Annotated in this window: 21 protein-coding genes; 12 read left to right on the forward strand and 9 right to left on the reverse strand. The window is 73.0% G+C overall.

Features of this window, described 5'->3' with window-relative positions; all coding sequences use genetic code 11:
* Nucleotides 1–7 precede the first annotated feature (7 nt).
* The 6 genes from FB467_RS06385 to FB467_RS06410 are packed head-to-tail and all read right to left on the reverse strand — an operon-like array spanning nt 8 to nt 5,176.
* Nucleotides 8–802 carry an inositol monophosphatase family protein gene (locus tag FB467_RS06385; RefSeq protein WP_141784349.1) on the reverse strand — a complete coding sequence of 265 codons (795 nt, stop codon included), beginning with the start codon at nt 800–802 and terminating at the stop codon, nt 8–10.
* Between the two features lie 30 nt (nt 803–832).
* Nucleotides 833–1,864: a ribosome small subunit-dependent GTPase A gene (rsgA, locus tag FB467_RS06390; protein ID WP_141784350.1), complete on the reverse strand. Its 1,032-nt coding sequence runs from the start codon at nt 1,862–1,864 to the stop codon at nt 833–835.
* A complete protein-coding gene (aroA, locus tag FB467_RS06395) occupies nt 1,861–3,141 on the reverse strand; it encodes a 3-phosphoshikimate 1-carboxyvinyltransferase (RefSeq protein WP_228393453.1) in 1,281 nt (426 codons plus the stop codon). Before aroA ends, rsgA begins: the two co-directional genes overlap by 4 nt.
* A gap of 5 nt (nt 3,142–3,146) precedes the next feature.
* On the reverse strand, nt 3,147–3,668 hold the full coding sequence (locus FB467_RS06400) for a DoxX family membrane protein (RefSeq protein ID WP_228393454.1): 522 nt from the start codon (nt 3,666–3,668) through the stop codon (nt 3,147–3,149).
* 10 nt (nt 3,669–3,678) lie between these two features.
* A complete protein-coding gene (locus tag FB467_RS06405) occupies nt 3,679–4,350 on the reverse strand; it encodes an alpha/beta hydrolase family protein (protein WP_141784352.1) in 672 nt (223 codons plus the stop codon).
* A complete protein-coding gene (locus tag FB467_RS06410) occupies nt 4,343–5,176 on the reverse strand; it encodes an SOS response-associated peptidase (protein ID WP_141784353.1) in 834 nt (277 codons plus the stop codon). The genes FB467_RS06405 and FB467_RS06410 overlap by 8 nt, the downstream gene beginning before the upstream one ends.
* A 166-nt stretch (nt 5,177–5,342) precedes the next feature.
* Between FB467_RS06410 and FB467_RS06415 the strand changes: the two genes are divergently transcribed.
* Nucleotides 5,343–7,070, forward strand: coding sequence for a S8 family serine peptidase (locus tag FB467_RS06415; RefSeq protein ID WP_228393499.1), 1,728 nt, complete (start codon nt 5,343–5,345; stop codon nt 7,068–7,070).
* A 66-nt stretch (nt 7,071–7,136) separates the two neighbouring features.
* On the opposite strand, the gene FB467_RS06420 is transcribed toward FB467_RS06415, so the two are convergent.
* Nucleotides 7,137–8,381 (reverse strand): pyridoxal phosphate-dependent aminotransferase, encoded by a 1,245-nt coding sequence (locus FB467_RS06420; RefSeq protein WP_280525432.1) that lies wholly within the window; start codon nt 8,379–8,381, stop codon nt 7,137–7,139.
* Between the two features lie 259 nt (nt 8,382–8,640).
* Here FB467_RS06420 and FB467_RS06425 point away from each other — a divergent pair, with 259 nt between their 5' ends.
* Nucleotides 8,641–9,306: a sigma-70 family RNA polymerase sigma factor gene (locus FB467_RS06425; RefSeq protein ID WP_141784355.1), complete on the forward strand. Its 666-nt coding sequence runs from the start codon at nt 8,641–8,643 to the stop codon at nt 9,304–9,306.
* Nucleotides 9,303–9,584 (forward strand): mycothiol system anti-sigma-R factor, encoded by a 282-nt coding sequence (gene rsrA / locus FB467_RS06430; protein ID WP_141784356.1) that lies wholly within the window; start codon nt 9,303–9,305, stop codon nt 9,582–9,584. Before FB467_RS06425 ends, rsrA begins: the two co-directional genes overlap by 4 nt.
* Before the next feature lie 97 nt (nt 9,585–9,681).
* On the opposite strand, the gene FB467_RS19525 is transcribed toward rsrA, so the two are convergent.
* Nucleotides 9,682–9,756 (reverse strand): 50S ribosomal protein bL37, encoded by a 75-nt coding sequence (locus FB467_RS19525; RefSeq protein WP_390623317.1) that lies wholly within the window; start codon nt 9,754–9,756, stop codon nt 9,682–9,684.
* Nucleotides 9,757–10,143: 387 nt separating this feature from the next.
* Here FB467_RS19525 and FB467_RS06435 point away from each other — a divergent pair, with 387 nt between their 5' ends.
* The 6 genes from FB467_RS06435 to FB467_RS06460 are packed head-to-tail and all read left to right on the forward strand — an operon-like array spanning nt 10,144 to nt 17,085.
* The gene (locus tag FB467_RS06435) at nt 10,144–11,694 is read left to right on the forward strand and encodes an HD-GYP domain-containing protein (RefSeq protein ID WP_141784357.1); all 1,551 of its coding nucleotides are present in this window, start codon (nt 10,144–10,146) and stop codon (nt 11,692–11,694) included.
* On the forward strand, nt 11,691–13,016 hold the full coding sequence (locus FB467_RS06440) for an HD-GYP domain-containing protein (protein ID WP_141784358.1): 1,326 nt from the start codon (nt 11,691–11,693) through the stop codon (nt 13,014–13,016). The genes FB467_RS06435 and FB467_RS06440 overlap by 4 nt, the downstream gene beginning before the upstream one ends.
* Before the next feature lie 23 nt (nt 13,017–13,039).
* On the forward strand, nt 13,040–13,768 hold the full coding sequence (tsaB, locus tag FB467_RS06445) for a tRNA (adenosine(37)-N6)-threonylcarbamoyltransferase complex dimerization subunit type 1 TsaB (protein ID WP_141784359.1): 729 nt from the start codon (nt 13,040–13,042) through the stop codon (nt 13,766–13,768).
* Nucleotides 13,765–14,271 carry a ribosomal protein S18-alanine N-acetyltransferase gene (rimI, locus tag FB467_RS06450; RefSeq protein ID WP_228393381.1) on the forward strand — a complete coding sequence of 169 codons (507 nt, stop codon included), beginning with the start codon at nt 13,765–13,767 and terminating at the stop codon, nt 14,269–14,271. Before tsaB ends, rimI begins: the two co-directional genes overlap by 4 nt.
* The gene (tsaD, locus tag FB467_RS06455; protein WP_141784360.1) at nt 14,264–15,304 is read left to right on the forward strand and encodes a tRNA (adenosine(37)-N6)-threonylcarbamoyltransferase complex transferase subunit TsaD; all 1,041 of its coding nucleotides are present in this window, start codon (nt 14,264–14,266) and stop codon (nt 15,302–15,304) included. The genes rimI and tsaD overlap by 8 nt, the downstream gene beginning before the upstream one ends.
* Nucleotides 15,301–17,085 carry a glycoside hydrolase family 3 protein gene (locus tag FB467_RS06460; RefSeq protein WP_141784361.1) on the forward strand — a complete coding sequence of 595 codons (1,785 nt, stop codon included), beginning with the start codon at nt 15,301–15,303 and terminating at the stop codon, nt 17,083–17,085. The genes tsaD and FB467_RS06460 overlap by 4 nt, the downstream gene beginning before the upstream one ends.
* A gap of 3 nt (nt 17,086–17,088) precedes the next feature.
* Here the strand turns inward: FB467_RS06460 and FB467_RS06465 are convergent, their stop codons facing one another.
* On the reverse strand, nt 17,089–18,315 hold the full coding sequence (locus FB467_RS06465; RefSeq protein WP_141784362.1) for a THUMP-like domain-containing protein: 1,227 nt from the start codon (nt 18,313–18,315) through the stop codon (nt 17,089–17,091).
* Nucleotides 18,316–18,367: 52 nt separating this feature from the next.
* Between FB467_RS06465 and FB467_RS06470 the strand changes: the two genes are divergently transcribed.
* The 3 genes from FB467_RS06470 (at nt 18,368) to groL (ending at nt 21,798) form a co-directional block, all read left to right on the forward strand.
* The gene (locus FB467_RS06470) at nt 18,368–19,615 is read left to right on the forward strand and encodes a phospholipase D-like domain-containing protein (RefSeq protein ID WP_141784363.1); all 1,248 of its coding nucleotides are present in this window, start codon (nt 18,368–18,370) and stop codon (nt 19,613–19,615) included.
* 197 nt (nt 19,616–19,812) lie between these two features.
* Nucleotides 19,813–20,112, forward strand: coding sequence for a co-chaperone GroES (groES, locus tag FB467_RS06475; RefSeq protein ID WP_141784364.1), 300 nt, complete (start codon nt 19,813–19,815; stop codon nt 20,110–20,112).
* A 90-nt stretch (nt 20,113–20,202) separates the two neighbouring features.
* On the forward strand, nt 20,203–21,798 hold the full coding sequence (gene groL / locus FB467_RS06480; protein WP_141784365.1) for a chaperonin GroEL: 1,596 nt from the start codon (nt 20,203–20,205) through the stop codon (nt 21,796–21,798).
* Nucleotides 21,799–21,913: the final 115 nt, after the last annotated feature.

Genomic DNA, 21,913 nt, shown 5'->3' on the forward strand with positions numbered 1-21,913 from the left:
GGCCCCATTATGGCGCGTCGGGCCCCCCGAGCGCACGGAGCACCTCGTCGTGGAGCAACCCGTTGGTGCTCACCCCGGCGTCCCCGAAGGGACCGTCGGTGCCCTCCAGGTCGGTGAACCGGCCACCGGCCTCGGTGACGATCGGGGCCAGCGCGGTCATCTGGTGGACGTCGAGATCCGGTCCGAGGGCGACGTCGGCGGCTCCCTCGGCCACCAGCACGTGGGACCAGAACTCCCCATAGGCCCGGCTGCGCCAGGCCCGGTCGACGACCTGGAGGAAGCCGTCCCTGCGGGGGGAGTCCAACCAGGGCGAGAGGTCGCCGTAGCTCACCGAGGCGTGCTCCAGGCGGGAGGTGTCGGCCACGTGGATCCGGCGGGCCCGGGTCAGCGCCCGGCCCGTCCAGGCGCCCGACCCGATCGCCGCCCACCAGCGGCGGGCCAGGGACGGCGCCGCCACCAGGCCCAGCACCGGCGCGTCGTCCACCAGCAGCCCGATCAGGGTGGCCCACACCGGGACCCCGCGCACGTAGTTCACGGTGCCGTGGATCGGGTCCAGCACCCAGCGCCGGTTGCCGTGCCCCGTGGTGGGCAGCTGCTCCCCCTGGACGACGTCGCGGGGGCGGGTGCGCTGCAACTGGTGGCGCAGCAGTTCCTCGGTGTGCCGGTCGGCGTCGGTGACCAGCGTGCCGTCCTCGGTGACCTCGACCCTCAGCTCGGGGGAGGCGAAGGTGTCCAGGGTCGAACGTTCGACCGCGTCCGCCAGGACGTGGGCCAGTCGTAGGTCGTCCTCGAAGGTAGCCACGCCTGGCAACCTACCTGCCCGGGGGCCGGTTCAGGCCGGGGACTCACCCGTGCGGCTGCGGAGCAGCCGGCGCAACGATTCCAGCCGGGCCGCCCCGTGCGGTCCGGCCGCGCCGCCCTCGACCCAGGCATCCAGCTCACAGTCCGGCTCGTCGTGGGAGCACCCGCGGGGGCACTGCGCGGCGCCCGGGGCCAGGTCGGGGAAGTGCTCGACGAAGGTCGCCGGGTCCACGTGGCCGAGCCCGAAGGACCGCACGCCGGGGGTGTCCACCACCCAGCCGCCCTCGGGCAGCTCCAGCGCCACCGCGCTGGTCGAGGTGTGCCGGCCGCGCCCGGTCACCGCGTTGACCACCCCGGTGCTCCGCCGTGCGTCCGGCACCAGGGCGTTCACGAGGGTGGACTTGCCGACCCCGGAGTGCCCGACGAGCACGCTGACCCGTCCGGTGAGGTGGGCACGCACCTGGTCCACCCCGGAACCCGCCGCGCCGGTCCGGCCCGGGTCCGCCCCCGGCGCGAGCGAGCTGACCACGTGGGGCACGTCCAGGGCGTCGTATGCCGACAGCAACTCCTCCGGGTCCCGCAGGTCCGCCTTGGTCAGCACCAGCAGCGGGTCCAGTCCGGCGTCGTAGGCGGCGACCAGGCAACGGTCGATCATCCGGGGCCGGGGCTCGGGGTCGGCCAGGGCGGTGACCACCACCATCTGGTCGGCGTTGGCCACGATCACCCGCTCCACCCGGTCCGAGTCGTCGGCGCTGCGTCGCAGCACCGACGTGCGCTCGTGGACGCGGACGATCCGGGCCAGCCCGTCCGGGTTGCCGGTGACGTCACCGACCATGCCGACCCGGTCGCCCACGACGATCTGCTTGCGACCGACCTCCCGGGCCCGCATCGCCACGACGTCCACGTCCTCGTAGCGCACGGTGAACCGGCCCCGGTCCACCCCGGTCACCAGGCCGGTGACGGCGTCCTCGTGGGCGGGCCGCTCCTTGGTCCGGGGACGCGAGCCACGTCGGCTGGGGCGGACCCGCACCAGGGACTCGTCGTAGTGGTCGTACTTGCTCACCCGTGCACCAGGTCCGTCCAGGCGGCGGCGAAGCCCGGGAACGTCTTGTCGGTGGTCTCGACGTTCTCGATCTCCGTGCCGGGCACGGCCAGGCCGAGCACCGCCGCGGCCTGCGCCATCCGGTGGTCGTGGTAGGTCTGCAGCACGGCCGGACGCAGCGGCGCCGGCGTGATCCGCAGGCCGTCCGGGGTCTGCTCCACGCCGCACCCCATCCGCCCGAGCTCGGCCTCCAGGGCCGCCAGCCGGTCCGTCTCGTGGCCCCGCAGGTGCGCCACGCCGCGCAGCACCGACGGGCCCTGCGCCAGGGCGGCGACGGCCGCCACCACTGGCGTGAGTTCCCCCACCTCGTGCAGGTCGAGATCGACGCCACGCAGCGCGTCCCGGCCCGGCCCCTCGACGGTCAGGCCCTCCTCGGTCCACTCGGTGCGGGCGCCGAACTGCTCGAGGATCACCCGGAAGGCGGCGCCGCCCTGGGTGGTCTCCTCGGGCCAGTGCCGCAGCATGACCTGACCGCCGGTGACGGCCGCGGCCGCCAGCAGGGGAGCAGCGGTGGACAGGTCGGGCTCGACGCGCACGGACAGCCCGTGGACCGGTCCGTGGTCGACCACCCAGGTGGCCTCGCTCAACCGTGCCGCCCGCACGCCGGCCTCGCGGAGCACCTGCAGCGTCATGTCGATGTGCGGCACGCTCGGCAGCGAGGCGCCGGTGTGCCGGAGCAGCAGGCCCTCGGTGAAGCGGGCCCCTGCCAGGAGCAGAGCGCTCACGAACTGCGAGCTGGCGGAGGCGTCCACCTGGACCTCACCGCCGCGGACCGAGCCCGTCCCGTGGACGGTGAACGGCAGCGTGCCGCGTCCCTCGTCCTCGATCCGGATGCCGAGCTGGCGCAGTCCCTCCAGCAGCGGGCCGACCGGACGCACCCGGGCCTCGGCGTCACCGTCGAAGGCGACCTCGCCGTCGGCCAGCGCGGCGACCGGGGGCACGAAACGGATGACGGTGCCCGCCAGGCCGCAGTCGATCCGGGTGCCCGCCCGCAGGGTGGCCGGTGGCGTCAGGGTCCACCGGTCGTCGTCGGCGGACCGCTCGACCTGCACCCCGAGGGACTGGACCGCCTGCAGCATCAGCAGGGTGTCGCGGGAGACGAGCGGGCCCCGCAGGGTGCTGGGGCCGTCGGCCAGGGCCGCGAGCAGCAGGTAGCGGTTGGTCAGCGACTTGCTGCCCGGGACGGTGACGGCACCGTGGACGGGGCGGTCGGACGCGGGCGCGGGCCAGGCGGTCACGGTGCTCAGAACGGGAGCTTGTCGGAGACGTTGCGGCTCACGGTGCGGGCCGCGAGCTCGGCCTCCAGCCCGGCGATGCGGGCGGCATTGCGCGAGCGCCAGACCAGTCCCGGGGCCCCGGCCGTGTCCGCGGAGGCGATGAGCACCCCGCCGAGCAGCCCGAGGTTGGTGAAGAAGGCCTTCTTCTCGGCGGCCTTCACCTCGGGGTCCTCCTCCTGCCAGAACCGGTGCGCGAAGAGGGTGCCGGGCACCAGGCTGACCGCCAGCGCGGCCCCGGCCAGGCGGGGGGCACGTCCGAGGGCGAGCAGGGCGCCGGCGCCGGCGAGCACCGCGCCGTTGACCCGGACGAGCAGCTCGGGGTCGGTGGGTGCCCCCAGCGGCTCGGCCACCGTGGCGGAGAACCGCTCCGCGGCGGGGATCCGGCTGGTCGGCTGTTGCAGGGCGTCGACCCCGCGGGCGATGAAGGCGCTGGCGAGCAGCGGTCGGGCGATCTTGCGCAGCAGCATCTGGTCTCCTCGGTCGGGCATGGGTTGCCGCCTACGGTAGTCCGTCCGTGTGGGCGTCCAACCAGTCGGCAACCGTCCCGCACATCGCGACGAGACTCGTCGTCGGCGAGTGGTTGCCCGGCACCGGGTGCACGGTGACCGGACCGGGGTCGGCCCCCAGCGCCTCGGTGACCTCCGTGGGCGGGCCGAACGGGTCCTTCAGACCCTGCACGACCAGGGTCGGTATGCCGTCCGCCAGCGGGGTCTGCAGCTCGGCCACCCGGGACTTCTCCGGTCGGCCTGGCGGGTGCAGCGGAAACGCGAGGCAGACCACCGCGACCGCGCGCGGGAGGCCGATCGCGGCGTCCCCGGGGGCGTTGCGGCACGCGACGCGGGCCCCGGCGCTGCGGCCCCCGACGACGACGCGGGGTGCGGGGTGGTGCTCCAGGTAGCGGGGCACCAGGTCGCGCCAGGCGGCGTCGAGCGCGGGCGGTCGGGTCGCGACCTTGCGGCCGGCGACCCGCCACGGCTGCTCGACCAGCCCGATCTCCCAGCCGTGGTCCACCAGCCGGGTGAGCACCTGGAGGTCGGCGGCCCCGACGCCGCCACCGGCCCCGTGCCCCAGCAGCAGCAGACCCCGGGAGGTGCCGGACACGGCATACCGGTGGACCCGCGCCGGCCCCTGGGAGGTCTCGACCTCGACGACGGCGGTGGGGTCAGGCACCGAGCACCTCCCCGGTGGTCGGGTCGACGACCCCGTCGAGCGACTCGGGCGAGACCGGCTCCAGCAGGGCGGCTCCGTTGTTGCGGGTGGCGTTGACCGCGGTCCCGACCGGCCAGGTGACGAAGCGGCCCGCCCCGGGGGACTGCGCCAGCGTCCGCACCGCGTCGGGGTCCGTGGCGGTCGGGTCGAGCCAGTCGGCCCACCGGTCCCGGTCCAGGACGACCGGCTGGCGGTCGTGGATCCGGTCCAGGCCGGGCTCGGCCTCGGTCGTCAGGATGGTGAAGCTGACCAGCCAGGCCGCCGGGTCCGTGGGGTCCACGGCCCGGTCCCGCCAGAACTCGTAGAGCCCGGCGAAGGCCACCACGTCCCCGTCCTCCCTGGTCAGGAAGAACGGTTGCTTGCGCGGCTTGCCCTTGCCGTCCCGGGCGACGGGGGAGGCCTGCCACTCGTACCACCCACGGGCCGGGACGATCGCCCGGCGGGACAGGGCCGCCTTCTTGAAGGCCGGCTTCTCCAGGGCCGACTCCAGGCGGGCGTTGATCATCCGCATGCCGACCTTGGGGTCCTTGGCCCAGGAGGGGACCAGTCCCCAGCTGAGCAGCCGGAGCTGCCGGAGCGGCTCGGCGTCGTCCTGCCCCCGCGGCGGCCGGGTCAGCACGACGGGTGCGAGCTTGGCCGGGGCCATGTTGTAGTCCGGCGTCCCGGCCGGGGGATCCTGCGGATTGACCAGGGTCGACCGGGAGGGCTCACCGGTGCCGTCGACGTCGACCTCGAACTCCTCGATCAGCTCGTCGGGGTTGGCGCTCGCCGCATACCTTCCGCACATGTCTCGTCAGCCTACGCCCACCGGCCGACCCGCCGCCCGCCATAAGTTACCCGCGAGTCAGTAAAGGTTTGGCCGGATCGCTGTCTTTCCCGGATGCGAATGGATCACGGTGTTGCGGCAGGCATCCCGCCCCGGGGGTGCCGATTCCGCTCAATGAGGAGTAGTAGTGATCAGACAGTCGAAGAGGCAACGTCACGCCGCCGTGCTGGGGTCCCTCTGCATCGCCGCCGCGCTCGCGGTGCCGGGTGCCGCAGCAGGTGCCGCGCCCGGCGCCGGCGACGGGTTCGGGTCGGACCGGGTCGTCGGACAGCGCGACGGCCGGGCACCCCTGGTCGAGCCCGCGTCAGGGGCGATCGAGGGCCGCTACATCGTGCTGCTGGAGGCCGGCGCCGAGGGCACGATGGCGCCGCAGACGGTCGAGAACGCGGTGGACCGGGCCCGCGCCCAGGGCATCTCGGTGCAGCGTGAGTACGGCGAGCTGGGTGGCTACGTCGCCGACCTGGACGAGCGGCAGCTCGAGCAGGTCCGCAACGACCCGGCCGTCGCGCTGGTCGAGCAGGACGCGGTCGTCTCCCTGTCCGCCGACCAGGGCAATGCCACCTGGGGCCTGGACCGGATCGACCAGCGCAACCTTCCGCTGAACGGCACCTACAGCTACGGCGCCACCGGCTCGGGGGTGACCAGCTACGTCATCGACACCGGCATCCTCTCCGGGCACCAGGAGTTCGGCGGCCGGGCCAGCTCGGGCTACACCGCGATCCAGGACGGGCGGGGCACCGAGGACTGCAACGGCCACGGCACCCATGTGGCCGGCACCGTCGGCGGCAGCACCTACGGCGTGGCCAAGGCCACCTCGCTGGTCGCCGTGCGGGTGCTGGGCTGTGACGGCAGCGGCACCAACTCCGGGGTGATCGCCGGGATGGACTGGGTGGCCGACCACGCCTCGGGCGACTCGGTGGCCAACATGAGCCTCGGCGGCGGCGCCTCGACGGCGACCGACCAGGCCGTGGACCGGATGGTGGCCGGCGGTGTCACCGTGGTGGTCGCGGCGGGCAACGAGAACCAGAACGCCTGCAACGTCTCGCCGGCCCGTGCCGCCTCGGCGATCACGGTGGGCTCCACGACCAGCACCGACGCGCGGTCCAGCTTCTCCAACTGGGGCAGTTGCGTCGACATCTTCGCCCCGGGGAGCGACATCACGTCGGCCTGGTACACCGGCACCACCGCCACCAACACGATCAGCGGGACCTCCATGGCCTCGCCGCACGTGGCCGGCGCGGCGGCGCTCTACCTGGCGGACAACCCGGGGTCCAGCCCGGCCCAGGTGGCCGCGGGCCTGACCGGCAACGCCACGTCCGGCGTGGTCGGCTCGCCCGGCACCGGGTCGCCGAACCTGTTGCTGTTCACCGGCACGGGTGGTGGCTCCGACCCGGACCCCGACCCGGACCCGGAGCCCAGTGACCTGGTCAACGGCGGATTCGAGGACGGCAGCACCGGGTGGACGACCACCAGCGGCGTGATCAGCACCAGCGGCCCGGCCGCGCGCAGCGGGTCGGCGAAGGCGTGGCTGAACGGCTACGGCACCAGCTCGACCGACAGCGCCGCGCAGCAGGTGACCGTCCCCGACGGGGCGGACCTGTCCTTCTACCTGCGGGTCGCGACGGCGGAGACGACCGGCACCACGGCATACGACACCCTGCGCGTGCAGGTGGTGACCGGTGCCGGTGAGACGACCCTGGCGACCTTCTCCAACCTGGACGCCTCCTCGTCGTACGTCGCGCACAGCGTCGACCTGTCCTCGTATGCCGGGCAGTCCGTGACCGTGCGCTTCCTCGGGGTGGAGGACCAGTCGCTCGGGACGTCGTTCTTCATCGACGACGTGGCCCTGGGCTGACCCGATCCCGGAGGCCGTGATCCGGCCGGTTCCCGCAGGTCCCTCCCGGGCCTGCGGGGACCGGCATCACTGCCGGTAGGAGGACAGGAAGTTGCCCATCCGCTCCAGGGCGACGCGCAGGTCGCGGGCCCAGGGGAGGGTGACGATTCGCAGGTGGTCGGGGGAGGGCCAGTTGAAGCCGGTGCCGTGCACCACGAGGATCCGCTCGCGCTCCAGCAGGTCCAGGCACAGCTGCATGTCGTCGTGGATCTCGTGGACCTCCGGGTCCAGGCGGGGGAAGGCGTAGAGCGCGCCGGCCGGCTTGGTGCAGGACACCCCGTCCATCGCGTTGAGCATCTCGTGAGCCAGGTCGCGCTGCTCGTGCAGCCGGCCGCCCGGCTGGATGAGGTCGGTGATGCTCTGCAGGCCGGAGACCGCCACCTGGATGGCGTGCTGGGCCGGGACGTTCGGGCACAACCGGGTCGAGGCGAGCAGGTCGATGCCCTCGAGGAAGCCCGCGGCGTGGTGCCGGGGCCCGGAGACGACCATCCACCCGGCGCGGTAGCCGGCCACGCGGTAGGTCTTGGACAGCCCGTTGAAGGTGAGGACCAGCAGGTCGTCGGCGAGGGTGGCCAGCGAGACGTGCTCGGCGTCGTCGAACAGGATCCGGTCGTAGATCTCGTCGGCGAGCAACAGCAGCGAGTGCTCGCGGGCGACCTGCACCAGCTCGGTCAGCAGCTCCTTGCTGTAGACGGCACCGGTGGGGTTGTTCGGGTTGATCACCACCAGCGCCTTGGTGCGCGGGGTGATCTTGCTCCGGATGTCCTCGATCGAAGGCTGCCAGCCGTCCTCCTCGGCGCACAGGTAGTGCACCGGCGAGCCGCCGGCCAGGCTGGTCGCCGCGGTCCAGAGGGGGTAGTCCGGTGCCGGGACCAGGACCTCGTCGCCGTCGTCCAGGAGCGCCGACAGGGTCATCATGATCAGCTCGGAGACGCCGTTGCCCAGGTAGACGTCATCGACGTCGACCCGCGGGAACCCGGGCACGTCCTGGTAGCGGCTGACCACCGCCCGCCGGGCGGACAGGATCCCCTTGGAGTCGGAGTAGCCCTGCGCGATCGGCAGCGCCGCGATCATGTCCTGCAGGATCGTGTCGGGGGCCTCGAAACCGAACGGTGCCGGGTTGCCGATGTTGAGCTTGAGGATCCGGTGACCCTCCATCTCCAGCTGTGCCGCGCGGGCGGCAACCGGTCCCCGGATCTCGTAGAGCACGTTCTGCAGCTTGCGGGGCTGGCGGAGGGGGCGCAGGTCGACCCCGGTGGTGGCGGCGTTCACCGACACATGGTCGCACTGCCGGGGCCGTGACCCGGCACCGGTCGGATCACGGTGGGTCGCTCCGGGGGCCCGGGAATGTACCCGGGGGCAGGCGTCGTTGGACCGATCGCACGACCTGCCCACCGCCCACAACCACCAGGAGCCCGCCCGTATGTCGGTTTCGCTGCTCGCCGCCCCGGACCACCAGGCGGTGGCTCCAGGAGCCCTCCGGTTCGCCGGCCCGGGCGGTGGTCGGCACGGAGGTCTAGGCTGGGCGACGATGAGCCAGGACCAGACACCCGAGAGCACGAGCATCGACCCGGCCACGGCTGATGGTGCGGACGAGGTCGTCGACGTCGCGACCGAGAGCCCCGAGGACCGGGCGGCCCGCTTCGAGCGCGAGGCGATGCCGCTGCTGGACCAGATGTACAGCGCGGCCCTGCGCACGACGCGCAACCCCACCGACGCCGAGGACCTGGTCCAGGAGACCTACGCGAAGGCGTTCGCCGCCTTCCACCAGTACCGTCCCGGGACCAACCTGAAGGCCTGGATGTACCGCATCCTGACCAACAGCTACATCAACAGTTACCGCAAGAAGCAGCGGCAGCCCAAGGAGTCCGACGCTGCCGAGGTCGAGGACTACCAGCTCGCGCGCGCTGCTCAGCACACCTCCACGGGGCTGCGCTCGGCCGAGGCCGAGGCGCTGGACCACCTGCCCGACTCCGACGTGACCCGGGCGCTGGCCCAGATCCCCGAGGACTTCCGGCTCGCGGTCTACCTGGCCGACGTCGAGGGGTTCGCCTACAAGGAGATCGCCGAGATCATGGACACTCCCATCGGCACGGTGATGTCCCGCCTGCACCGGGGACGGCGCCAGCTGCGCGACCTGCTCACCGACTACGCGTTGGAGCGCGGGTTCATCTCCGGGGAGAAGGTGCAGTCGTGAACGGCACACCCACCCCTGGCCGCGAGCCGGACTGCACCGAGGTGGTGCTGCGGCTGTTCGAGTTCGTGGACAACGAGGCCGGCCCCGACGACTGCCGCTGGATCCAGGCCCACCTGGACGAGTGCGGCTCCTGCCTCCGGGAGTACGAGCGGGACCGGGTGCTCAAGGAGGTCGTGCGCCGCGCGTGCGGGTGCGAGCCCGCCCCGGAGCAGCTCCGCACCCAGATCATGGCCCGGATCACCCGTGTCTCGGTGACCAGGACCATCACCGAGCACTAGGCGGGCGGCACCGCCGGGCACCGATTCCCCAACAACACGCCGACGGCCCCCGACACCGAGGTGTCGGGGGCCGTCGCGTATGCCGGATGACCGGGAATCAGGCGTTCGGCTTCTTGCCGTGGTTCGCGCCCTTCTTCTTGCGGTCACGACGCTTGCGCGCGCGCTTGCTCATTCTGGCCTCCTGCAGGCTGATTGGGGTGCGCCGCCCGGACGGGTGCCGACCGGGAGACGTGCGCCACCATGATCGCACACCGTGGACGACCCCCGGTGTCACTCTTCAGCGGTACATCACCGGTGGGTAAATACTCCGTCAAGATCGGCAGGAGGACCTTCTGGCACACTCCCGCTCTTGGCAGATCTGTGACATTCTTGACATGTCTCCTGAGAGTCGGCCGGCCCCCAACCGGCCGCAGGAGTTTGCTGACCCGGCCACGGAAGGACCCAACTATGCTGCAGGCACTCTTGGACCTGGTGACGAATGGCCAGTTGGCCGACGTCCTGAACCTCATCGGGGACGTCGTCACCTGGGAGGAATGATCCCTCGGTCTGATCGGCACTGATGAGCAAGGACAGTTCCGGCACAGGCCGACCTCCCAAGCACCCATCGGAGGCGCGGTCCCCTGGAGGGGCCGCGCCTTCCGCGTCCCCTGAGCCGTCCGCGTCCACGGAGGCGAGTCCCGCCTCCCGCTGGGTCGTCAACAGCTACGTCGGCCTGCTCAACGTCGCCGCCTTCTCCATCATCCTGGTCGGTGGTTTCTCGCGGGGGATGGACCTCCGCTGGGGCAGCATCGCCATGCTGACCGCGCTGGCGGCCCTCGGCGCCTCCATGCGCGAGCGCGAGCTCGGCCCCCACGTCGGGGTGTCGTTCGGCACGGTGATCCTGGCCGCCTCGCTCCCGCTGGCCGGGCCGATCGGGGCCGCGATCGTCGGCTACGTGAGCCACATCGTCGGCGCCCGCAACTCCCGGTCGCGGGCCCGCCTGTTCAACGCGGGCATGACCGCCTGTCTGGGCGCCGGCGGCGGCCTGGTCTACCGGCTCTGCGGGGGAGAGTCACCCCTCGACCCCGACGCGACGGCCATGGCGCTGCTGCTGGGCGTCGCCGCCCCGATGGTGGTCGGCTACGCGGCGATGACCCTGCTCAACGTGACTCTCGTGGCGGTGATGGCCCGCCTGGCCGGAGGTATGTCCTTCAGCCAGGTGTTCGGCCGCACGATCCGCGGGCTGGGCTGGGGCTACGTGACCCACGCGGTGGTCGCCTTCCTGTTCGTGGTGCTGTGGGTCCCGGCCAAGGTCGGCATGTTCAGCGCCGCCCTGGTGCTGCTGCCCCTGCTGATCGCCCAGTGGACGCTGAGCCGGGACACCTACGAGCGGCGGTCGCACACCCGGACGGTGAGCACGCTCGTGGCCGCCCTGGAGGCCGCCAACCCCTATTCGGTCGGTCACAGTGCCCGGGTCGCGGAGTTGTGCCGACGGATGGCCCCGCGCCTGGGCATCACCGGCTCGACCGCCGAGGAACTGCACTTTGCGGCGCTGCTGCACGACATCGGCATGGTGGCGGTGCCGCCGCAGGCGCCCCGGGCGTCCGGTCCGGTGGACGTGGGCTTCCTGGTGGCGATGAGCGAGCACCCCCAGGCCGGCGTCCGGATGCTGCAGGACATCGACTTCCTGGCCAACGCCCTCCCCGGGATCCTGCACCACCACGAGCGGTTGGACGGCAAGGGGTACCCCGCCGGACTCCGGGGCGAGGAGATCCCCTGGTTCGCCAGGGTCATCGCGGTGGCCGACGCCTTCGACTCGCTGACGACGACCCGGTCCTACCGGGACCCGCTCGACCAGGCCGCCGCGCTGAGACAACTGCGGGGTCGGGTCGGGACCCACCTGGACGGCGAGGTCGTGGGAGCCCTGGCCGACGCGCTGGCGGCCCGGGCCTGGGAACCGACCCTGATCCACGAGGACCTGCGGTCGGCGCTCGGCGACGTCCACGACCACGACGACCCGTTGGTCAGTGACCAGTACGCGCAGTGGTCACCCGACGCCGACCACGCCGCCCCGGGGCAACAGGTCCAGGCCGCCGTCCGGCAGGGCGAGATCGACGGGACCGTCCGATGAGGGTGCAACTGTCCGGCGAGACCGTCGACCGTATCCTGGTGACCGTCGCCGCGCTGATCGTCCTCGGGTCCCTCGTGCTGCTAGTCGGCACCGTGCAACCGGTCGGTTCCGCCGCGGTGGCGCTGCACCTGATGTTCCTGGTCACGATCGCGCTCAGCGAGAACTGGCGGGTGCGGATCCCGAACTCGCGGGAACTCGCCCCGTTGGCGGTCGCCTCGTCCGTCGCGTTCGCCGTGACGGCCGAGCTCCCGCAGAACGTCACCGTCACCCACGTCCCGGGCCTGGTGATCGTGGGCACCGCGCTGGCCAGCTTCGCCGGGCACGCGCTGTATGCCCGCACCGCGGACCTGCCGATGGACCTCTCGCTCGTCGCGACCCGGGTGATCGTCGTCGCGCTGGCGGCGATGCTGGCCCGGACGGTGCCCTATGAGGGGGCGACCCTGGTGGACCGGATCGACACTGTCGGCGACGACCGCTGGTGGGTGGCGCTGGCCCTCTTCGTGGTGGCCGGCCTGGCCATCGGCTGGCAGATCCTGCTGATGAGCGTGCAGCGCTCGGCCAGGACGCACGCCATCCTGCGCCGCGCATTCCTCGAGGAGGCCACCGCGGTGGGGCCGCTGGCCGCCGCCACCACGTCCACGGCGGTCGTCGTCGCCCTGGCCGTGGGCACGCTGGGTCCGATCGCCGTCCCGCTGTTCCTGATCCCGCTGATGCTGCTCAATCTGGCGGTCGCCCGCCAGGCAGGGGTCCGCACCGCCCAGCGCCAGACGATCTTCGCGCTGTCCCGGCTCACCGACCTCAGCGGGTACACCTCCCCGGGGCACGCGGCGCGGGTGGCCGACTACTCGGTCGCCATCGGCCGGGACATGGGGATGTCGGAGCGGGAGCTGGTGGACCTGCAGGCCGCCGCCCTGCTGCACGACCTCGGCCAGGTATCGCTGCGGCGCCCGATCCCCGGCGGCGCGACCCTGCTCACCTCCCCGCTGGACCAGCGGCGGATCGCCGCGGCGGGTGCGGCGATCCTGTCCCGCACGGCGGAACTGTCCCGACTGGCCACCGTCGTGCAGGACCAGGCCGTCGCCTACCGACGGACCACGGACACCGGGATTGTCTCCCTGGCGAGCCGGACACTGAAGGTGGCCAACGCCTTCGACGACCTCGTGGGGCCCGATCGCGAGCCCGAGGCGGTGCGGCGGGCCACCCAGCGGCTCCGGCTCAGCGCCGGGTACGAGTACGACCCGCTGGTCTTCCGCTCGCTGTGCCGCGTCCTGCAGCGGGAGGGGCTGCTGTCGGGCCGGGACGTGGTGCGGCTCGACGTGTGAGCCCGGCCGGTTAGCCTGGGACGGTGCTGCTCGCTCTCGACACCGCCACCGCCTCCGTGGGGGTGGCCGTCCACCATGACGGGCGGCTGCTGGCCGAGGTCGCCACGCAGGACGACCGGCGCCATGGCGAACTGCTCGCCCCGACGCTCAGCGCCGCGCTGGACCGGGCCGGGGTGCGCACCGGTGACCTGGATGCCGTCGTGTGCGGGGTCGGCCCGGGACCGTTCACCGGGCTGCGGGTCGGCGTGGTCACGGCACTCGTCCTCGCGCACGCGGCGGACGTCCCGGTCTACGGCGTGTGCTCCCTCGACGCGATCGCGCACGACGGGGTCGGGTCCGGACTGCTCGACGATGAGTTCCTGGTGGCCACGGACGCCCGGCGCAAGGAGGTCTACTGGGCGCGGTATGCCGTCTCGGACGGTCTCGCCCTGCGGGTGGCCGGGCCGGAGGTGGCTCGCGCCGCCGACCTGCCGGCACCGTTGCGGGCCCTGCCCTGCCTCGGCCGTGGCCCGCTGCTCTACCCGGACAGCCTGACCGCGCCCGGCGGGACCGGCGCCGGGGCCCCGGAGGGGACGGTCGACGTGCGCGCCGGTGCGCTGGCAGCGGTGGCCGCCGGGGCGCTCGCCGACGGCGACCCGCACGGGGTGCTGCTCGACCCCGAGCCGCTCTACCTGCGCCGCCCCGACGCCGCCGTCCCGGGCCCCGTGAAGCAGGTGCTGGCGCCCGGGCCGTCCCCGAGGGGGAGCCGGTGAGCGCCCCCACGAGCGCCGTCGTGCGCCCGATGCGCTGGACGGACCTGCCGGCGGTGAGCGCGCTGGAGGCGCGGCTGTTCCCCGAGGACGCCTGGTCGACGGGGAGCTGGTGGGCCGAACTGGCCGGCCGTCCACGGCGCGACTACGTGGTGCTCGGCGACTCCGCCGGGACCGTCCTGGGTTATGCCGGCCTCGACCTCGCCCCCGACGTGGCGGACGTGATGACCGTCGCGGTCGATCCCGACCGGCAGGGCGCCGGTCTCGGCCGTCTGCTGCTTGGCGCGCTCGTCGACCGGGCGACCGCGCAGGGGGTGCGCTCCCTGATGCTCGAGGTCCGGGCCGACAACGCGCCGGCCATCCGGTTGTACGAGCGCCACGGGTTCGTCCCGGTGCACACCCGTCGTGGCTACTACCCGGGCGGGGTCGACGCACTGGTGATGCGACGGGACGTGACCCGACAGGGCACGGGGGTACTCCCGGGAGAGGTGTCGGTCGATGGCTGAACCGCTGGTGCTGGGCGTGGAGTCCAGCTGTGACGAGACGGGGGTGGGGCTGGTGCGCGGCACCACCCTGCTCGGGCACGCCGTGGCGAGCAGCGTCGAGGAGCACGTCCGGTTCGGTGGGGTGGTACCCGAGGTGGCCAGCCGGGCGCACCTGGAGGCGATGGTGCCGACCCTGGACCGTGCCTGCGCCGAGGCCGGGGTCCGGTTGCGCGACGTGGACGCGATCGCGGTCACCAGCGGTCCCGGCCTGGCCGGGGCGCTGCTCGTGGGGGTCGGTGCGGCCAAGGCGCTGGGCATCGCGCTGGACCGCCCCGTGTATGCCGTGAACCACCTGGCGGCGCACGTGGCGGTGGACATCCTGGAGCACGGACCGCTGCCGACCCCGACGATGGCGCTGCTGGTGTCCGGGGGACACACCAACCTGCTCCTGGTCCGGGACATCGCCTCCGACATCCAGTCGCTCGGCACCACGATCGACGACGCGGCCGGGGAGGCCTTCGACAAGGTGGCCAGGGTGCTCGGGCTGCCCTACCCTGGGGGGCCGCACATCGACCGGGCGGCCCGCGACGGCACGCCCTCGATCCGGTTCCCGCGCGGGCTCACCTCCGGCCGGGACATGGAGCGGCACCGCTACGACTTCTCCTTCTCCGGGCTCAAGACGGCGGTGATCCGCTGGGTCCAGGCCACCGAGCGCGCCGGTGAGGGCGTGCCGGTGGCCGACGTGGCCGCCAGCTTCCAGGAGGCCGTGGCCGACGTGCTCACCCGCAAGGCGGTGCTCGCGTGCCGGGAGCACGACGTCCACGACATGGTCCTCGGTGGTGGGGTCGCGGCGAACAGCCGGATCCGGGGACTCATCGAGCAGCGCTGCGCCGAGGCCGGGATCCGGCTGCGGGTGCCCAGGCCGGGCCTCTGCACGGACAACGGCGCGATGGTGGCCGCCCTGGGAGCCCAGGTCCTGCGGGCCGGTCAGGACCCGTCACCGGCCGACTTCCCGGCCGACTCCTCGTTGCCCGTGGAGCAGGTGCGCGGATGACGCGGCCGCTCCGGCTGCTCGTGCCGCTGGTCGTGCTGGGGGTGCTGGCCGCCGGGTGCGCCGGGTCCGGCGACGCGGACCGGGGGGCGGGCTCCGGCCCGACGCCCGCGCCGACGACCCCTACGGGCGAGGCCACGGGAGACTCCGGGGCCGGCGCCACCGCCGAGCCGCCGGACGGGGAGACCACCTCGGGACCCGGGGAGGACACGTCGACGGGGACCTCGTCGGGCGGGGAGGCCACCGACGCGCCACCGGCCATCTCCGGTCGGCCCTCGCCGGAGGAGCTGGACCGGGCCCGCCGCGAGGTCAGCGAGCTGTCCCTGGAGGAGCTCGCCGGCCAGCTGGTCGTGGCCTCCTACGGGGGCACCGACGCCCAGGGCGCCGCGGACCTGGTGGGTCGCTACCACCTGGCCGGCGTGATCACCCTCGGGGACAACGTGCCGGAGGACCCGGAGCAGAGGGTGGGGGCACTCCAGGACCTCACGGCGGCGGTTGATGGTGCCGTGGCGGCCGACGGACGGGACTGGCCGGCGTTCCTGGGGATCGACCAGGAGGGTGGCCCGATCACCCGGGTCGGTGCTCCCCTGCCCCGGTGGCCCTCGGGCATGGCACTGGGAGCCGCCGGCGACCCGGGGCTGGCCCACGCCGTGGCAGCCGCCTCGGGGGAGCAGGTGCGGGCCCTCGGCTACACGGTGGTCTTCGCCCCCGTCGCGGACGTCACCTCCGGTCCCGACGACCCCACGATCGCCGCGAGGTCGCCGGGGGCCGACCCGGTCCTGGTCGCCGAGATCGCCGGGGCACAGGCCGACGGGTATGCCGATGCCGGGCTGGTCCCCGTCGCGAAGCACTTTCCGGGGCACGGGTCGGTGACCGCCGACACCCACCTCGGGTCGGCCGTGCAGGACGCGGACCTGGCGACCCTGAGGGCCCGGGACCTGGTGCCCTTCGAGGCCTTGGCGGACCAGGGGATCCCGGCCATGATGACCGCGCACATCGAGGTGCAGGCGCTCGATCCCGGGCGACCCGCGACCCTGTCCGAACCGGTCCTGACCGGCCTGCTGCGCGACGACCTGGGCTTCGACGGGCTGATCATCACCGACGCGCTCAACATGGGGGCCATCGTCAACACCTACGGGACCGGCGACGCGGCGGTCCTGGCGGTGCAGGCCGGCGCCGACGTCCTCCTGATGCCCGCCGACCCCGGGGCCGCGACGGCCGCCCTGGTCGGCGCGGTGCAGGACGGGACGCTGGAGCGCGAGCGGCTCGAGGAGTCGGCCGCACGGGTCGTGGCCACCCTGCGACAGGGCGAGGAAGTGCCGGCGCCGGACCCGGGCGTCATCGGGAGCGGGCACGACCTCGCGGTCGCGGCGGCCGCCGCCTCGATCACCCAGCTGGACGGTACCTGCGGCGACCGACTGGTGGGTGATGCCATCCAGGTGGTCGGTGGCACCGAGACGGACCGGGCACGACTGGCCGCGGCGGCGGAACAGGCCGGCCTGGGCACCGGTTCCGGCGACGTCGTGGCCCTGGTCGGCGCTCCCACCTACCAGGCCGGTGGGGGAGGCGGCGGGACCGACGGTGTCACCGGGGACGTGGTCGTGGCCCTCGACGTGCCCTACCCGCTGGCCGCGAGCACGGCCCGGACCGCCCGGCTGGCCGCCTACGGCCGGGACGAGGCCACCTTCGAGGCCCTGGTCCGGGTGCTGCTGGGTGAGGCCGAGGCGGCCGGTCAGCTGCCGGTGCCGGTCGGTGACCTCCCGATCGGGTCGGGCTGCGACTGAAGGTCAGTGCGGCTGGACGTGCAGCACCACCGGACGGCCCACGATGCGGGTGACCACGACCACGGCCTCCGCCGACCCCTTCAGGCGCAGCTGTCGGCGCAGCTCGTCCGCGTCCAGCCGGACACCACGCTTCTTGATCGTCAACCGGCCCAGGTCGTGGTCCCTGGCCCAGGACCGGAGCCGCTTCGGGTGCAGCGGCAGCACCTCGAGCACGCGCCAGCGCCGGGCCCACGGCAGGTCGGTGACCTGGTCCGCGCCCACGTAGCCGACGCCGCCGTCGAGCTCCGAGCCCTGCACGGCCGCGGCCAGGGTCCCGACGAGGCCGGCCTGCAGGACGGCCCGGTCCGGCTCGTACAACCACCCGCCGATGTCCTCTGCGGTCGCCAGGGTCGGCGCCGGACCGGTGCCCGCGTCGTGGATCTCGACCCACCCGTCGTCCGTGTGCACCGCCGCGGTCCGCCCGGGCACCCGCACCGCGTCGCCCCACCAGACCGTGCACTCCAGCGCCTCGCCCCGGTAGGAGGTCCACTGCGCCTCCGCCCCTTCGGGGACCCGGGCGTGCGGGAACGCCGGGCTCAGCTTGGCGCCGGCCGCCGGCACCCGGCTGGCCACCTCGCGCACCGTGTCCCAGGACGGGGAGATCTCCTCCAGCCGGAAGATGCGCCTAGTCCGCCCCCCGGCGTCGGTCGCGCCCGGCACCCGTCGCGCCGGGTCGAGCCAGGCACCGCACCCCACCGCGTCCGGTCCGTGGGGCAGTTCCGGGAGGACCTCCTCCACGGTCGCCTGCCGGACCCGTGCCGAGGGCCACCCCCGGAGGTTGACCTCGGCGACCGCGACGGTCGCCGGGTCCGAGTCGACGGCGCTGACCGTCAGGCCCGCCGCGGCGGCGCCCATCGCGTCCGCACCGATACCGCAACCCAGGTCCCACACCCGGGTGACGCCCGCACCGACGAACCGGGCCGCGTGCCGGGCCGCGATCTCCGACCTGGTCGCCTGCTCCACCCCGTCCGGGGTGAGCAGCATCGCGTCCACCCGGTCGCCGAACTTGTCCCTGCCCCGGGCCCGCAGCCGGGACTGGGTCAGCGCGGCCGCCACCAGTTCGGGGTCGAAGCCCTCACCCCTCAGCCGGTCCCCGAGCGCGATGACCTGCTGCTCGTCATACGGAGGAAGCGCCTGGAGCAGCCCCCAGCCCTCGCCGCTGCTCAGGCGGCGCACCAGGTCCGGGCCCATCACCCCATTATCCACCAGCGCCCGCGGTGCCCGGGCCGGGTAGGTTGGCCGCATGTCGATACTGCGGTCCCGGGTGCGTTCGGCCCGGCGCGTGCTCGTCGGGGCGGCGGCCGCCACCTTCGCGGCCCAACTGGTCGCTGCGGGCACGGTGGTCGGGGTCGACGCGCTCCGCAAGCGGCGCACCACCGAGGCGCACGGAGCACCCGACCACGAGCCGAGCTCCACGGCAGTGGGGGAGAACGCGGTCACCACCTACACCTACGGCGAGCACCTCTACGACGCCATGCTCGAGGCGATCGACGGCGCGACCGAGTACGTCTACCTGGCGAGCTACATCTGGAAGGGCGACGACCTCGGCCAGCGGTTCAAGGACGCCCTGATCGCCGCGGCGGGCCGTGGCGTGCAGGTCTGCGTCGTCTTCGACGGGTTCGCCAACGTCGTGGTCCCGCGGGAGTTCAAGAAGTTCCCCGAGCCGCTAGCGGTGCTGAAGTTCCCCACGGTCCGCGGCGGGTTCCTGCTCAACCTACGGCGCACCGGCCGGGACCACCGCAAGATCCTCGTGGTCGACGGCCGGGTCGGGTTCGTGGGCGGCTACAACATCGGTGGCCTCTATGCCACGCAGTGGCGGGACACCCACGTCCGGGTCGAGGGCCCCTCGGTCTGGGAACTGACCAACACCTTCGTCGACTTCTGGAACCGGCACCGCAAGCGCATCCACCCGGACCTGCCCAACTCGGGCAACGACGACTGGACCGGTCCGGTGCGGGCGGCGCGCAACGAGCCGAGCCGGCTGGTCTACCCGGTGCGGGGGATCTATCTCGAGGCGATCGACCGGGCCACCCAGCGGGTCTGGATCACCCAGGGCTACTTCATCCCCGACCGGGAGATCGTGGACGGCCTGCTGACGGCGGCCGAGCGCGGAGTCGACGTGCGGGTCATCATGCCGGCGGTGTCCAACCACGTGATCGCCGACTGGGTCGCGCGGTCCCGGTTCTCCGAGCTGCTGCGGGGCGGTGTGCGGCTCTACCTCTACGAGGGCGCCATGGTGCACGCCAAGACCGCGACCGTGGACGGGCGGTGGAGCACCGTGGGCACCGCCAACATCGACCGGCTCTCGCTGCTGGGCAACTACGAGGTCAACCTGGAGTTCCGCGACCGCGACCACGCGGCCGAGATGGAGGCGATCTTCCGCCGGGACCTGGAGAACTGCCACGAGCTCACCGCTGAGGAGTGGGCCGACCGGAGCCTCCTGGCCAGGGTCGCCGAGGGTCTGCTGGACCCGTTCAGCCCGCTGCTCTGAGCACCGGGACCGACGGATCCTGGCACTCGGCTTGACCGAGTGCTAATGAGCGACATAGATTCGGTGTTGGCACTCGCCCCCGGCAAGTGCCAACGAGGTCAGGTCGAAGCCGACCCCCGCGACGGCGGCCCAGATCGGACCAGACAGACAGACATCTGCCAGACATTTGTCGACACACCTGAAGGGAAGGCCCCACCGTGTCGGTTTCTATCAAGCCGCTCGAAGACCGGATCGTCGTCCAGGCCGTCGAGGCCGAGCAGACCACCGCCTCCGGCCTGGTCATCCCGGACACCGCCAAGGAGAAGCCCCAGGAGGGCGAGGTCCTGGCGGTCGGCCCGGGCCGTTGGAACGAGGACGGCGACGAGCGCATCCCGCTCGACATCGCCGTCGGCGACCGCGTGATCTACAGCAAGTACGGCGGCACCGAGGTCAAGTACGGCGGCCAGGAGCTGCTGATCCTGTCCGCGCGCGACGTGCTGGCCGTCGTCGCCAACTGACGCACCGAGCCGCCCCGGTGACCCAGCGTTCGTCGCGGGTCCCCGGGGCGCTCGTCATACCCGTGCACGTGGAAGGAAGTAGGCCGATCAATGGCTAAGCAGTTGCAGTTCAACGACGACGCCCGCAAGGCGCTCGAGCGGGGCGTCGACGCCCTCGCCAACGCCGTCAAGGTGACCCTGGGCCCCAAGGGCCGCAACGTCGTCCTCGACAAGAAGTGGGGCGCCCCCACGATCACCAACGACGGCGTGACCATCGCCCGCGAGGTCGAGCTGGAGGACCCCTACGAGAACATGGGCGCCCAGCTGGCCAAGGAGGTGGCCACCAAGACCAACGACATCGCCGGTGACGGGACCACCACCGCGACCGTGCTCGCCCAGGCCCTGGTCAAGGAGGGCCTGCGCAACGTCGCCGCAGGCGCCGCCCCGGCCGCGCTGAAGCGGGGGATTGACGCCGCCGTCCAGGCGCTGTCCGACCAGCTCCTGACCAACGCCCGCGAGCTCGAGGGCCGCGACGAGATCGCCCAGGTCGCCAGCCTCTCCGCCCAGGACGAGGTCATCGGCAACCTGATCGCCGACGCCTTCGACAAGGTCGGCAAGGACGGCGTGATCACCGTCGAGGAGTCCTCGACCGCGGTCATGGACCTGGAGTTCACCGAGGGCATGCAGTTCGACAAGGGCTACCTCTCGCCGTACTTCGTCACCGACACCGAGCGCATGGAGGCCGTCCTCGAGGACGCCTACGTGCTGTTGCACCAGGGCAAGATCTCCTCGGTCGCGGACCTGCTGCCGCTGCTGGAGAAGGTCGTCGGCGAGAGCAAGCCGCTGTTCATCATCGCCGAGGACGTCGAGGGCGAGGCCCTGTCCACCCTGGTGGTGAACAAGATGCGCGGCACCTTCAACGCGGTGGCCGTCAAGGCCCCCGGGTTCGGCGACCGCCGCAAGGCGATGCTGCAGGACATGGCCACCCTCACCGGTGGCCAGGTCGTCGCCGAGGAGGTCGGCCTCAAGCTCGACCAGGTCGGCCTCGAGGTGCTGGGCCAGGCCCGGCGGATCGTCGCCACCAAGGACAGCACGACCATCGTCGACGGCGCCGGTGCGGCCGACGAGGTGCAGGCCCGGGTGGACCAGATCACCGCGGAGATCGCCGCCACCGACTCAGACTGGGACCGCGAGAAGCTGCAGGAGCGGCTGGCCAAGCTGTCCGGCGGCGTCTGCGTCATCCAGGTCGGTGCCCACACCGAGGTGGAGCTGAAGGAGAAGAAGCACCGCGTCGAGGACGCCGTCTCGGCGACCCGGGCGGCCATCGAGGAGGGCATCGTCGCCGGCGGTGGCTCGGCCCTGATCCACGCCGCCACGGCGCTGGACGCACTCACCCCGGAGGGCGACGAGGCGGTTGGTGTCGCGCTGGTCCGCAAGGCGGTCCAGGAGCCGCTGCGGTGGATCGCCGAGAACGCCGGGCTCGAGGGCTACGTGGCCACGGCCAAGGTGGCCGAGCTGCCCGCCGGGCAGGGCCTGAACGCGGCCACCGGCGAGTATGTCGACCTTGTCGCCGCAGGTGTGCTCGACCCGGTCAAGGTGACCCGCTCCGCCCTGCGCAACGCCGCGTCGATCGCCGCGATGGTGCTCACCACCGAGACGCTCGTCGTGGACAAGCCGGAGGACGAGGAGGAGGCGCACTCCCACTGAGGGTCCCCCCCACGCACTGATCGGGCCCGTCCCACCGCAGACAGCGGTGGGGCGGGCCCGATCAGGTAGGTCAGTCTCGGTGTCGTCGGGCTCGGCGTGGTCGGTGCCGGCGACG

It is taken from the genome of Ornithinicoccus hortensis, assembly GCF_006716185.1.
In the GTDB taxonomy this organism is placed as follows: domain Bacteria; phylum Actinomycetota; class Actinomycetes; order Actinomycetales; family Dermatophilaceae; genus Ornithinicoccus; species Ornithinicoccus hortensis.

What these genes read in the sequence shown, in the direction of transcription:
- FB467_RS06410 (WP_141784353.1), bottom strand. Translation starts at nt 5,176, where the DNA reads ATGTGCGGAAGGTATGCGGCGAGCGCCAACCCCGACGAGCTGATCGAG.
- groL (WP_141784365.1), top strand. Translation starts at nt 20,203, where the DNA reads ATGGCTAAGCAGTTGCAGTTCAACGACGACGCCCGCAAGGCGCTCGAG.
- FB467_RS06435 (WP_141784357.1), top strand. Translation starts at nt 10,144, where the DNA reads ATGAGCAAGGACAGTTCCGGCACAGGCCGACCTCCCAAGCACCCATCG.
- FB467_RS06465 (WP_141784362.1), bottom strand. Translation starts at nt 18,315, where the DNA reads ATGGGCCCGGACCTGGTGCGCCGCCTGAGCAGCGGCGAGGGCTGGGGG.
- FB467_RS06400 (WP_228393454.1), bottom strand. Translation starts at nt 3,668, where the DNA reads ATGCCCGACCGAGGAGACCAGATGCTGCTGCGCAAGATCGCCCGACCG.
- FB467_RS06460 (WP_141784361.1), top strand. Translation starts at nt 15,301, where the DNA reads ATGACGCGGCCGCTCCGGCTGCTCGTGCCGCTGGTCGTGCTGGGGGTG.
- tsaD (WP_141784360.1), top strand. Translation starts at nt 14,264, where the DNA reads ATGGCTGAACCGCTGGTGCTGGGCGTGGAGTCCAGCTGTGACGAGACG.
- FB467_RS06470 (WP_141784363.1), top strand. Translation starts at nt 18,368, where the DNA reads ATGTCGATACTGCGGTCCCGGGTGCGTTCGGCCCGGCGCGTGCTCGTC.
- FB467_RS06440 (WP_141784358.1), top strand. Translation starts at nt 11,691, where the DNA reads ATGAGGGTGCAACTGTCCGGCGAGACCGTCGACCGTATCCTGGTGACC.
- FB467_RS06425 (WP_141784355.1), top strand. Translation starts at nt 8,641, where the DNA reads ATGAGCCAGGACCAGACACCCGAGAGCACGAGCATCGACCCGGCCACG.